The organism is Streptococcus sp. HMSC066F01 (assembly GCF_001837335.1).
Lineage (GTDB): Bacteria > Bacillota > Bacilli > Lactobacillales > Streptococcaceae > Streptococcus > Streptococcus oralis_S.
This window is the reverse complement of the sequence record NZ_KV832118.1, coordinates 575978-590021: the sequence shown is the minus strand read 5'-3', so window position 1 is coordinate 590021 and position 14044 is coordinate 575978. Positions and strand designations below refer to the sequence as shown.

Here is a 14044-nt window from a genome sequence, read left to right as displayed (position 1 = left end):
TGTAGTCTCCAAAATTATGACCGATAAAACTCAAGCGAACAGAGAAGCCAAAAGCAGTTGGTTTTTGTAGTCTCCAAAATTATGACCGATAAAACCCGTGTTTATTTACTATTCGATAACCCACAGTTTTTGTAGTCTCCAAAATTATGACCGATAAAACCGCAATAAAAAAGCTCTCTGAATATCAGAGAGCTCAAGTCTTGCTGGATAAAACGTTTATAGACTAGGCGACAAGCCGAAGATTGTACAAAAATGTTAGTGAAACAAAAAATCTCCCCGAAGGGAGATGATCTGGTTTATTTTACCTTACAGTGCTAGGAACCGTAACCGAAGATTATACTTGAGTATATCGAGGTAAGGTGACAACGCAATGTAAGTGGAAAATAAAGCAGATTAGCGACGAAGTCCTAGAGAGTTAATCAACTCACGGTAACGGTTAACGTCGTTTTTACGCAAGTATGCAAGCAAGTTACGACGGCGACCGATTTTCTTCATCAATCCACGGTAAGTAGCGTGGTCTTTTTTGTGTTGTTTGATGTGTTCGTTAAGGTGGTTGATTTCCCAAGTAAGGACAGCAACTTGAACCTCTACTGAACCTGTATCACCTTCGTGACGTGCATATTGTGCGATGATTTCATTTTTTTTCTCTTTTGAGATTGCCATGATGTTTCTCCTTTTTATTTGGCTTCATCCGAGTGACAGGTTGGCATGCCTGCAACCAAGAAGAAGTTATTTGTCTTTACGACAGTTCTTATTCTACCAAGAAGCAGGGACTTTGTCAACTGATTTACTGTTTAAACCCTTGAATTACTCTACTGATTTCAGGACTTCGAGCATATCCACTTTTCTTACAATTAAGTCACTCTTTACTATCATTATAAGGCTTTTTCAACTAGTTGGAAACTAGAAGCAAAAACAAAAAAGCCTAGGAATTCCTAGGCCTTCTGTTTATAGATTATTTTCCAAGGTAGTATTCAGAAACTACGTTCAATTTTTCGTCGAATTCGAATACCAATGGTGGGAAGTTAGGGATTTCCACGTCCATGATTTCGTCGTCTGACAAGCGTTTGATGTGTTTTACAAGGGCACGGATTGAGTTACCGTGAGCTCCTACGAATACGTTTTTACCATCTTTAAGTGCTGGAGCGATTTTGTCTTCCCAGAATGGAAGGGCACGTTCCAAAGTCACTTTCAAGTTTTCAGCATCTGGGATAACTGAGTCGTCAAGTGAAGCGTAACGACGGTCAGTGTGAGCTGAATGCTCATCATCACGGTCCATGTTTGGAGGCAATACATCGTATGAACGACGCCAGATGTGAACTTGCTCATCACCAAATTGTTCAGCAGCTTCAGCTTTGTTTTTACCAGTCAAACCACCGTAGTGACGTTCGTTCAAGCGCCATGATTTTTCAACTGGAACCCACAATTGATCAGAAGCTTCAAGAGCCAAGTTTGTTGTTTTGATCGCACGTTTCAATACTGAAGTGTAAGCTTGGTCAAATTCGATACCAGCTTCTTTGATCAATTTACCAGCGTCAATCGCTTGTTGTGTACCTTTTTCAGACAAATCAACATCAGCCCAACCAGTGAAAAGGTTAGCTTTGTTCCATTCAGACTCACCGTGGCGAGCAAAAACCAATTTTACCATTAGATGGATTCTCCTTTAATTTTTCGAGGTTGCCCTCGTTTATCTATTCTATTTTACACAATTTTTCACAAAAAAGCTAGTTAAAATCAACTAAAAAGAGAGAACAGTGTCCTCTCAACTAGTTATTATTAATTCGTGATATTCAATCAAGAAACGATTGCAATTATTTGTTATTTAAAGCATCAATTAAACGATCAGTATTCTTAGTTACATTAGTATCATTGTAACGATTATGAATTAGACCTTCAATTGTTTCTTTGCAATTTTCAAGATTAGATTTTTCAAATACTACCACACTGACAACATGTGTTCCACCAGAAGTAAGATGCAAAACTAGTAGAGTCTGAAAAGCGCTTAGCACTGTTAATACATCATAAGCCGCTAATATCAATCCTCCGATAAATGAATTTTGCATCATTGAAAGGCCAATAAGAGCGAAAATGATACCCCAAGCAAATGATTTGAAATCAAGACGAAATGAACTATCTACACTTGCAACTTGATCAACAGGAATTGTTTTATTTTGAGAACCCAGTGGGATAACTTTTAAAATAGTATTAGGGTTAGAAGTTTTTATAAAGACTCCCTCTAAAGTAATGGAAGCTTTTAAATAGAATGTTAAATACGATGTAATGAAAGATTATTTCATAATATTCTCCTTTTATTTTTTCAAGTTGTATTACATCATGTTTTCTTATAAAAAAAGCATTTTGCTAACATATTCTTTCGCCAGGTAATTCTTTAAATAAAAAACAACCCTCCAAAGGATTGTTTCACTAGACTATCAGACAAGGCCACGGACTTCTTTTAAAAATTTAGAAAAAGTAACAGCACCTTTAATGATTAGAAATCCTCCTATCCACTCGGTCGCTGAAAGAAATCCCAGCACGCCACCAATGATAAATAAAACAGAAGGTAGCTTTCGAAGTTGTTGATCTTCTTCGAAATAGATTAGCATAAAGGTACCTAATGCAATCATCAAAATCTTAAAAAATGTCAGGAGCAGGGAAAAGGCAACCGTAACGACCAGCATTTTTGAAGGATCTTTATAGATGATGGCCCCAGTATAGGATAGCAAAAATCGTAGAACCGGTCCCAAAAGCAAGGTTATACCTGCCAGCATGCCCAGTCTCCAATTGAGTCGAACCAATCTATCTCTCTCCATAAAAACCTCCTTCTCTCGTAGCTATCATTCTACCATATTTGCTCCAGAAACAAAAGACCTTCTCAATCACAAACAAATCGCCTACCAGCTTTCAGACAGCCGAACATAAAAAGAGAAGATCTGTCGATCCTCCCTTTTCATTTTCCAACCCTTATTTCTTAAAAATAGAGGTTCTGAAATCGTTTGTTTGGTCAAGATAGGCTTTAAAGATTGCTCTCTTCAACTTATGAACGGCACTGTCATACTCTGGATTATAGTTGCTCCAACGAGGACTTACAGCATCCTTGAGAACAGCTTGATCCATGAGGGCCTGCAATTCAGTCACTTGATTGATGGTCTTGATCCCATAGCTTGGCCATGGTTTTGTCGGATCTTTAAAGGTCACTTGTTTTAAGTTTTCAAACTGATCCACACGTTCTTTATACATGGCTTTCTTAAAGGCAGCCCAAGATGCATACTTGCCTTCAAATACCTTGTCCAATACAAGTTTATCGGTCACCAATCCGCGTTCTTTACCATAGAGATTGATAGTTTTACCTTTTTGTTTGGCAACTTCTTCGTATTGGTTTGAGATATAAGGTACCATTCCATCCTTAAAGCCTTTGGAAGCCAAAAGTTCGTAAGCGATCCGACGTCCCATAAGGTCCCCTGGTGTGCCTTTCTCACTGCTGAGAGCTGAAAAGATTGGGGCAAAGAGTTTAATCGTATAGTAGCCATTTCGCTCGTAGTCTCCAGATTGGTACTCACGAGCTGACAAGATGTTATGGTCAATCAAACTATCAAAGTTAGTTAGTTTTTGGGCCTCTGCTTCTGTCAATTCTTTGACTACGTTAGTAGCGTATACCTCATTGCCATCTACTGGATCTTTCACATACTTGTTCTCAATCTTTCTGAGAGCCGCCATTTTCTGGTAAACACTTAGTTTATTAACGATTGATTGTCCCTCGAGATATTCCAACATGTAGATGAGGTCAAACATGTTGTGGACATAGTTCTGAAGATCTGATGCGTTTTGGAATCTCTCTGTCGGATCCAAGACTTGCAGACGGGAGCCCTCTGTACTATCTGATGTTGAGTGTTTCAAGATAGAATTGATGGTAATGGTTGCGTCACTCGGTTGGTCAGGGGCTTGCAATAAGCCTTTTGCGAAGAATTCTGGTCCCAAGCCACTTCTACGACCATAACCGCCAAGGTAGATATCCTGATCTGAATCATGGGTCATTTCATGGGTATAAGTAATGGCTCCATCCTTGTCGAGCATACGGTAAGACATATAGTAGACACCATCTCCTGTTGCGTAGGCTCCATGCTGGTTGTGTACTACCTTATTGCCAACTGGGCCAAAGAAGTTCTTCATAGCTGGATTGGAACTATCAAACTTAGCCTCCACTGTAGCTTTTCCAGAGGTTGTGTCATCACCAAACTTATAAGCATCATAAAGCAAGATGGTACGATAGAGTTTTTCACGTGATTGTTCATCTAAAATACGATACCAATAATCGTAGTGATCTCGCTGGCGTTTGGCTGTTTCACGCGCATTTTCTTCTACAAAATCATTGAGAGCCTTGCCCGCTTTATGCTCGCTATTGCGGTAGCGATCATAGGCTCCAAATCCTAGACTAGACATAGTTGAGATGACAAATACTGATTTCTCTGGCAAGGTTAGGAGCGGCAAGACCATATTGCGGTATTTCCATGTGGCACTCGTGATGCGATCATAAACACCGATAGAATACTTGGTACCAGCTTGTCCCTGCTTAGTTCTGACTTCTTCAATATTAGATTTTTCTTCGACGATGTAAGCCTTAGTCTCTGATTTAAACCAGTCATTGTTGCTTTTCTCTGGTAGAAAGACTTTTCGGTAATGTTCTAAAGTGCTAAACAAATCTGTCGTTCCATGTTGACTGGCAAGACTGATACCATAAGTATCGACATTATTCTTAGCTAGAAGATTGTTAAAACCAGATTTACCTAACTCAATCAGGGCATCTAGTGGTAAAGCATTTCCCTTACCAAAGAAGTCCAGGTGGTACAGAACCAGGTCTTTGACGTTTACCTGACCATAGCTGAAGTTGTACCAACGCTCCAGATAGGTCAAACCAAGTAGCAAGGCTTCCTTGTTGCGCTTGATTTTATCTACAAGATAGCCCTTGGTAACTGGGTTGTCACCAGCCAGTCCAGCATCTGCTGACAAGAGTTTCTTCAAACTGTCTTCCAGTTGTTCCTTGGTTTTGGCGAACTGGTCTTCTAGATAGAGCTCAGTCTGCTTAACGTTTGGAGAAATACCGAGCGTCTTTCTAATGGCTTCTGAATGATAGTCAACCTTTTGTAAGCCTGGTAAGACTTGCTTGATGATAGAGCTTTGGTCATACAAGAATTGGTTTGGCGTATAGAGAAGGCCAGTATCTCCTAGACTATATTCTGCTAATTTGGCAAAATCAGCCTGGTATTTGAGATTGAGTTTTTCAGATGAATGGTCCTTGTAGTGTAGCAAGAGTTTGTTTGCAGTCTCTTTGTTAGAAACAATGTCTGTGATGACTTGGTCATCCTTCATCATAACTGCTGACAAGAGCTCTTTTTGATATAACAGACTGTTCTCATTGACCAGATTTCCGTATTTGACGATAGTTGCCTTGTTATAGAAAGGTAGTAATTTTTCAATATTTTTATAAGCCAAAGCGCGCTTAGCTTGATAATGGGCCACCTTAGAAAAATCACTTTCTTTACTACCACTTGTTGAAAGGGGCTCCACTGTTGGTAGAGTGAGAGGATTGATGGCTGCTTTTTTGCTTTCGATTTGGGAAGCATCCAGCATTGTTCCTCTTTCTTCAAAGGATTCCTTGCTGACGACCTCATCCTTGACCATAGTGACATTGTAGACTCTGTTGGCCTTGCTACTGAATGTGTCCTTCACCTTCATTCCATTGTAGTGGTAGCCGGTAATGGCATTTCCGTTGGTTACATTGACATCACTGAGAACATTGGTCAATCTTCCAGCATGCTGTTCCTCATTAGTTTTTCGATCCCACAAATAGCCTGCTACTCCCGCGACTCTACCAAAGTGCTTGGCATTGTTAATATCGCCTTCAGCATAGCTATCTTGGATTTGTGCATCCTGATCTACTAGACCTGCAAGACCACCCACTGTCTGATCTGAACTATTTGTGTTGGACGAAATGGCTACTGTCGCTTTTGACTTAGTAAGTAAAGCCTTGTCACCTGTCAAATGACCGACCAGACCACCGATATTGTAGGCAGCAGTCGTTTCATAAGTGTTGATAATTCTTCCCTTGAAAATGCTCTCTGTGATGCTTGATTGGTCCGCCTTAGCTAGCAAACCACCGATACCACGTTCACCGGCGAGAACACCATCGACGTGAACTTGCTGAATCTTTGTGTTATTCTGGGCTTCATAGGCCAGTGAACCAATATCATCTTTCCCTGAAATAGAGACATTTTTCAGACTCAATTTTTCTACTCTAGCGCCATTCAAGATTTCAAACAGAGGCTTTTTCAAGTTGTAAATAGCATACTGCTTGCCATCTTTTTCACCGATTAACTGACCAGTAAAAGTGCCCTTGATATAGGATTTTTCATCAGGCCCTAGCTCCACTTCGTTGGCGTTCAAGCTAGCTGCTAAATAATAGGTCCCCGAGAGATTCTGCTTGATAGCTTTGACAAGGTTGCTGAAGGAAGTAAAGGTTGTCGTTTCCTCTCTAGCCTTCTTAGCTAGGTAGAAGGTGAAATTGTCAGCATATTTATTTTCTAGCTCTTGCTGGAGTTTCTCGGCCTTGGCTGTAATTTTATAAACTGTCTGACCATTTTTCGTTTCTGCCGTTATTGAAGCGACTGGTAGATAGACATCTTTAAATGACGAAGATTTAACCTTGACAAAGTAAGTGTCTGGATTACTTGGGACACCGTCTAAAGAAACGTGTTGTTTGTAAGTACCATTTGTCTGACTATACAACTCCAGATCCGAAACATTTCTTAGCTCAAGCGTCTTCTCTGGATCTTTTTCTTTTGGTTTTTCTGTCGGAGCTTCCGGTTTTACTTGCTCGGTATTGCCAGTATATTCTGGAAGAGGAGCGACTTGTTCCGGTTCAACGATGGCTCCTGCTTGCTCACCTGTATATTCTGGTAGGGAAGACTGGGTCTCTGGTTCCACAATCGCACCTGATTGAGTGCCTGTATACTCTGGTTTTTCAGCTGTTTCAGGAGCTACAATCGCTCCTGCTTGAGTGCCTGTATATTCTGGTGTTGGTGGCACCTTTTCAGGCTCTACGATTGCTCCAGACTGCTCGCCTGTATAGGATGGTTTCTCAGCCATTTCTGGTTCCACCAAAGCCCCAGACTGGACGCCCCCAACCTCTGGCTCAACTTGTTCTGGCTCGACGATGGCACCAGCTTGCGTTCCCTGATATTCAGGTAGCGGAGCAACTTGCTCTGGTTCAACAACTGCTCCAGCTTGGGTGCCAGTATATTCTGGTTTTTCGGCTATCTCAGCCTCTACAATCGCTCCCGCTTGCTCACCTTTATATTCTGGTAAGGAAGCCTGGGCCTCAGGCTCTCCTTTTTTTTCAGACTGAGGTGCTTCACTTGCAGCAACTGCTTTCTTAGTCCCTTTTTCTACTATACGTGGCAAGGCTTCTTCTACTTTAGTTGAGAGAACTTCCCTAGAAATTTCTTGGTTTTCAACCGTGAAAATGCGAACAAGTTCAATCTTCTTCCCAGCACGCCCTTCTTGTTTGACATGGATGGTTCCCTCTGTTAGTTCTGGATTTTCCTGAACCAGTTCTGGAACATCTAGTTTGGTTACAATCTCTTGGTCTTTGTATAGGAGCTCTGGTTTGTTCACGCGACCAGCCAAGACTTCGTCCTGAGGATCCACACTAGCAAGGCCAGACGGCTTTTGATTGGATGAATCTTGAGAAGGGATTGACTTGTCAGCAGGGCTTGTTGGAGATAGATTTTTCTGCTCATCTCCTACCTTTTGCCCACCTTCATTGGTCTGAAAATGAGGTTGAACCGTATAGTCAAGTTTCTGATCCCTAGCAGCAGTTTCTTGCTGATTAATCTCTTTGTCTTGCTTAATATATCCTAGGTAAGTATAACCCGATAAGGCACGTGGCAAAGGCAGACTATCTCCTTGAGATAATTGGTATTCCTGATTGTACTGGAGCAAAAGTTGATTTTCGATAGCCTTAACTGAAGAAGCCAAACCACTGCTCATCCCCGTTACCAAAATCACATTCAAGAGGGCTTTCTTTTTGCCTTTCTTTTTGGATACAACAAAAATGAGAAGGCCAATTGAAGCTAGGACTCCACCTGATAAAACACTAATAAGGCTATTCTGTCCACCTGTATTGGGCAACTGACCTAGCTGGGCTTTCTCATCCATACGGTAGACTAGGTAATAGGTACTCTCACTATCTTCAGCAATTTTAGGAATGTCCTTGACAATCAAGTCTTTTTCTTGCCCACTCAACTCCGTATCCGTCACATATTTGTAGTGAACAGCTGCATTTTCTTGAGCAAATACAGTTCCACTGCTAGCAATGGACACAAAAAATAGGCTTGAAATCGAAGCTGATACAAGACCAATTGCTAATTTTCGTAAGGAGAAACGATGCTGCTTCTCTCCAAAAAACTTTTTCATTCTAAATCCTCTCAACTTTTACCCTCTATCTAGAAAATAACTAGGATTATATTTTGATATAGGTAATTTACATTCATCATTATACTATAAAAAAAGGTCCTTGTCCCAAATAAATGCTCTGAATTTTATGAATGTAAAAACTTATTTATCTTGTCAAGTTTACCCCTGCTTGATGACAAAAAAAGAAGGCTAATCGCCTTCTCTTATTTAAAAATATTCCTAACAAAAACTCATTATTCTTGAATCTCGAATTTTTTCAAAAGTCCAAAATAGAGGGATCCACCAATGATTGTCAGAATTCCTCCTACCCATCCCAAGAATGGGATCAATCCAACAGAACCACCCACGATAAACAAGATAGAGGGTGCAGGCGTCACACGTTCATCATCCTTGTAATAGACAATAGACACAATTCCTAAAACCAAGACAGCAATTTTCACCAATGAAAAAATAATTATAAAAATCCTCAATATACTATCTGTTGCATCAGGGTCTTCCGTCACTGCAGCAACCCCGACAGCTATCATAAACATAACAAGAGGCGCCAACAGTAAAACAATACCTGCGATAAGACCAAAAATCGCATTTACGCGAGCAAGTGTATTTGTTTTCATCCGAATCTCCTTAAAAAATTTTTACAACTATCATTTTATCATATTTTCATGAAAAACAAAAGAAATTTCAAAATGAGGATACTAGATGGTGAATGATTTCAAATTTCTAAACAGACATTTCGAGCAAGAAATATATCATGTATCAATTTGTTTGTAAATTCATTCGTTTTTGTACTAAGCAAGCCGTTCCCCTAAAAAAAGAAGATCACTTGGATCTTCTTTTTTCGTGTCTGTTTTTACAAGAGACTTATCTTTCAAAGATGGACTGTCTGAAGTCGTCTGTGGCACGTAGATAAGCATTAAAAATACGATACTTGAGCTGGGCGACACTGCTCTTAGAGCTATCTGATAAGGCACGATCAATGTTCTTAGCTGAAGCATCCGCTAGTACTGCTAAGTACATATAATCTTGCAATTCCTCATAAGAAGAAATCGTAATTTGTCGTTTGCTATCTAGTTTTCCGGCTTCAAACTCGATGGTGATTGGACGAAGGAATGTTTGCGCCTTGTTGTATCGCTCATTCAACATAGCTTTCTTCAAATCCTTCCATGATTCATACTGACTACCGTAGAGGTTTTTAAGGATTAGATCATCTCCAACTACACCGACATCTCCTCTGTTCCAGATTGAGTAGGTCTTATTACCTTCTTTAAGCGCTTGGCCGGAGTATTGGCCAGATACATATGGGACAAATCCTTGTTGGTAACCCTTGTCTCCGAGCAATTCATAGGCTCTACGGCGGAACATAAGCCCACCAGGTGCACCAGTTGGATTGTCCAGAGCTGCATAGAAGGAAGCAAACATATTGATGACATAGTAGCCATTTCGTCCAAAGCTAGCTGTATCCCAACCATCGCGACGTCCAATGATATTATGATCAACCAGAGCATCGACAGATTTTAGTTTGGCTGCTTCTTCAGCTGTTATTGGAACAATTCGATCATCAGCGTGAGCTTGTTTACCATAAGACGTATTCTCAAATTTATAATTTTCAGCCTTACGGTACCATTTCATTTTCTGCTGATCAGTTAGAACTCCAGTAACAATATCCCCTTCTACATAATCCAGAAGGTTCAGTACGTCAAAAACTCCATGCATGTAATCGCGAAGTGCATCTGCTGAGGAGAATCGAGCAACAGGATCATAGGTATGGTAACGAGAGGTCGAATCTTTATCTCCTTGATAGAAACTATTGAGAACGAGACCTTTTTCGCTAACATTGGTTACAGACTCTAACATTCCTGTAGCAAAACTCTCAGGTCCTTCACCCTCACGACGACCATGTCCTTCAAAATAGATAGAACCATCCGAGTTGTGGGTCATTTCATGGGTATAGACCATGGTTCCAGAAGCACCCAGCATCTGGTCATAGACGTAGAAGACTTCATAACCATTAGCAAAGGCCCCTAGTCCATTGTCTCCGTGATACTTCCCAGCAGGACCAAAGAAATTGTACATAGCAACAGAGGTCTTATCATTACGCGGAGCCCAATATTGCTGGCCTTTATCATTATAAAGAAAGAAACCGTCTGTAACGATCACCCGTCTGAATAGAGTGTCTTTCCTGTTTGGACTTAGAATGTTGTACCACATGTCATAGTGGTTTCGTTGCCATTCAGCTGATTGATCCACAAGTTTTTCAACGTGTCGATGGAGTTCCTCACCTGAGAGAACTCTGCCACCTTCTTTCCTGTAGCCTCCAAAGCTACCAAAGGCAATGGTCGACATATTGCTGATGATATAGACATCTCTTTCAGGTAAGGTCAGAAGCTGGAGAACCATTTGCTTGAAGCCCCAATCTCCCTGAGTCAGTCTGTCGTAGACCTTGATTGTATACTTACTCTTACGATCTGCATTGTCTTGCTTAGCCTGAATTTCTGGCAGACTTGAACGAGCTTCTACAATATAAGCCTTGGTATTTTCCTTGAACCACTCACTGTTGGTTTTATTTGGCAAGAAGAGTTCACGCAGACTTTCTAAGTAAGCAAAGAGGTCTCCTTTCCCTTTTTCCTTGGCTAGGGATTGTCGGTAAGCATTGAAGTTGTTTTGCGCTCGAAGATTGCCCATTCCAGAGTTCCCGAGAGCGATGATAGTATCCAGTGTCGAAGCTGCTTGATTGCCAAAGAAATCAAACTTATAGGCATTAAGATCTTTGGTATTGAACGTTCCATAGTTGACATTGTACCATCGGTTGAGATAGGTCAGACCAAGCATGAAGGCCTCTTTGTGCTGCAGAATCTTTTGGCTAATCGCATCCGCTACGGCAGGGCCTAGGGTGTTAATCGACTTGTCAACTGAAAGCACCTTGAGGAGCTCCTGACCTAGTTCAGCCTTGGTTTGTTCAAAGGCTTTTTCCAAATAAAGATCATCTAAGGAAGCTGTTTCACCAATCCCTAATACTTTACGCACTGCAGCCGAGTCATAGGTCACAGCTTTGAGTTCTTCCAAGACACTCGCTTTAATGGACTGGTAGTCAGATAAGAAGGCCTCTGGCGTATAGAGCAAATTCTTATCAGTGATGCTATATTCAGCAATCTGGCCATTGGCAAAATCACCCTTGTAGGTCAGATCAAGATAAGCGATCGTCTTATCTGCATAATGCAGCATCAGTCTATTGATTTCACCCTTATGGCTATTGACGTCCGTTGTCAGCGTCTCATCTTTCATCGGAACTACATCTAGCAGGGCTACTTTGTTGAGTTTATCATCTTCAGCTAATTGGTTGGCTATATGAACGATGAAGTCTTTGTTGTAGAATGGTAATAGTTTTTCTACATTTTTGTAGGCTTGTTTTCTGGACTCTTGGGCTCCCCTCACTCGACTATAGTCTGTTTGATGCTGGTAAGCTTGCTGCAATGGCTCCTGGTCCGTCAAGTTTGAAGTGATTCCAAAGGACTGACGTTTGGCTTGCGCATCGGCCTCTGAAATAGAACGGACAAAACGCTCATCTTTTCGATTTGCTGTAGTTCCTTCAAGAACATAAGAGTCCCGAACAGAAGCCTCAGGATACGGATCTCCTGTCATCGCATGACCATTTTGAACCTTGACACTGGTCAAGACATTTCGGACCTGTCCATTGTTCCAAGTAGACCCGATCGCTCCACCGACTTGGCCAGAATGACCTCCATTTTGGATAGAACCAGACACATAAGAAGTTTCTAATCTAGCTCCATTCTGCAAACGACCGATCAATCCTCCAACACGCTGGTCTCCATTTCGACCCGTTACTTGGATAGATACATCTGCCTGACTCTTCTGCGCCAGTGATTGATTGCCGTGGAAATTACCGACCAGGCCACCAATATTGTACTCCTGCCCCCCATCTTGGGTGCTGGTGATGGATCCTTTAAAGGCAACATTGGTTAGTTTTGTGTTTTGGGCAACTCCTACGAGTCCACCGATATGCTTGTTCCCAGATAGACTACCACTTACAGAAACATCCGTAATCGTTGCATTTTGAGCATTGCTAGCCAAGGCCCCTATAGAATCCTTGCCTGTAACTGCAGCCGATTTCAAGGTCAGTTGCTGGATGGTGGCATTTTTCAAGGTTGCAAAGAGTGGTTTTGCCAAGTTGTAGATGGTATAATCTTTGCCATCCACTCGGCTAGTTAGGCTACCTGAAAATTCTTCTGGAACATAGCTTGTCGCAGAATGTTCTAACTCAACCTCATCTGCTGAAACATCCGCTCCTAGTTTGAAGTTTCCAGTCGGGTTTGACTTCATGGCCTCTATGAGCGCTTTGAAGGACGTATAGACACCTTCTTGACTAAGAGGCGTTTTTGGCAATTCAAAAGAGTAATCTGGACGATAATGATCCCCTTCTCCCTCGACGAGCTGATTAGCTGATACCGTTACGGAATAGGCATTGCCCTTATCTGTAATCTTAGAAACAGGTAAGAGCATATCCTTGAACTTGTCTGACTGAATGCGGACATAGTAGTTGTCTAAATCAGATGGAACTTCCGACAGGGATAGGTAACGTCGGTAGTGACTACCATCTTTACCGTACAGTTCGATACGATCAATATCTTTGATTTCAACCTTCTTATAATCTAGCTGAACTGGGCGTTGATCCTCTATACTAGTTTGTTCCCCTTGACCCAGGTCATATTTCATGACAGTTTTGAGGGTATAAGGAGTATAGTAGTCCAAGTCATCAAGTGTCAATTTTTGAGTGAGGTCCACAAGGTCGACTTCCTTGATCAGCGTTTCGCCCTTGTATAGCTGCACTTTGGCTGATTGATAGCTTGCTGTAGCATCCGTCAAGTGATAGCTAAGAGAAACTTGGCGTTGATCTTCTTCCTTCTCGACACTGACTAGAGAGAGGGTTGGTTTTCTCTTGACACCATCCAGAGCTTGACGAGCTGCCTCGAGATCCGTCCGAACTTGATCGACCAAGGCTTGATTGGCGAAAGGATTGTCCAAAACGAGCTTGGCCTGATCTAGAGCACGATGATAGCGGAGTTTGGCTTGTTCATCAGCATACTGGTAAGCAACTGTAGACTGAGTCACATCCTTCATGTCAAATTCAACTCCAAGAGTTTTCTTATCAACAGGTTGACCGTCTAGATTATTCTTAGCAGTTTCAAGGGCTGTTTTCAAAGAATCAACCTGTTCTTGACTAGCATGAGATGCCTCAAAGAGAGCTTGGGCATTTGCGACTGCCTGTTTATAAGACTCTTGATCTGCAGTGGTATCATTGAAATACTGATGCGTTTTCTGGATGCTATCGGCCTCTTCCACTAATTGGTGTAAGGGTTCGAGGTCGAGAGTTCCTTTTTCTGGTTCCACAGGAGCGTGATCCGCATTTGTAGAAATTGGTTTTGTACCGACTTTGATAATCTGAGGAACTGCTTCTTTTGTGATAGTGTTAGAGATTTCCTCTGTATTTTCGACTTTTCCATCTACTAAATACTGACGGGTGACAATCGTACGCACACCATCTTGACCAGCTTGG

At 41.5% G+C, this 14044-nt stretch carries 7 protein-coding genes; all 7 read right to left on the bottom strand.

Annotated features, from left to right (window positions below; translation table 11 throughout):
* Positions 1-393: 393 nt before the first annotated feature.
* Positions 394-663: a 30S ribosomal protein S15 gene (gene rpsO / locus HMPREF2655_RS07185; protein ID WP_001018251.1), complete on the bottom strand. Its 270-nt coding sequence runs from the start codon at positions 661-663 to the stop codon at positions 394-396.
* A 292-nt stretch (positions 664-955) separates the two neighbouring features.
* Positions 956-1648, bottom strand: coding sequence for a phosphoglycerate mutase (locus HMPREF2655_RS07180; protein ID WP_000240130.1), 693 nt, complete (start codon positions 1646-1648; stop codon positions 956-958).
* Positions 1649-1811: 163 nt separating this feature from the next.
* Complete coding sequence (locus tag HMPREF2655_RS07175; protein ID WP_049519086.1) at positions 1812-2066, bottom strand: hypothetical protein; 255 nt, start codon at positions 2064-2066, stop codon at positions 1812-1814.
* Between the two features lie 366 nt (positions 2067-2432).
* Complete coding sequence (locus tag HMPREF2655_RS07170) at positions 2433-2813, bottom strand: hypothetical protein (RefSeq protein WP_070838332.1); 381 nt, start codon at positions 2811-2813, stop codon at positions 2433-2435.
* A 151-nt stretch (positions 2814-2964) separates the two neighbouring features.
* Positions 2965-8472, bottom strand: coding sequence for a ZmpA/ZmpB/ZmpC family metallo-endopeptidase (locus HMPREF2655_RS07165; protein WP_070838330.1), 5508 nt, complete (start codon positions 8470-8472; stop codon positions 2965-2967).
* 233 nt (positions 8473-8705) lie between these two features.
* Positions 8706-9086, bottom strand: coding sequence for a hypothetical protein (locus HMPREF2655_RS07160; protein WP_070838328.1), 381 nt, complete (start codon positions 9084-9086; stop codon positions 8706-8708).
* A gap of 247 nt (positions 9087-9333) precedes the next feature.
* Positions 9334-14044, bottom strand: a 4711-nt coding sequence (locus tag HMPREF2655_RS07155; protein ID WP_070838326.1) for a ZmpA/ZmpB/ZmpC family metallo-endopeptidase, incomplete at its 5' end; no start/stop codon positions are given.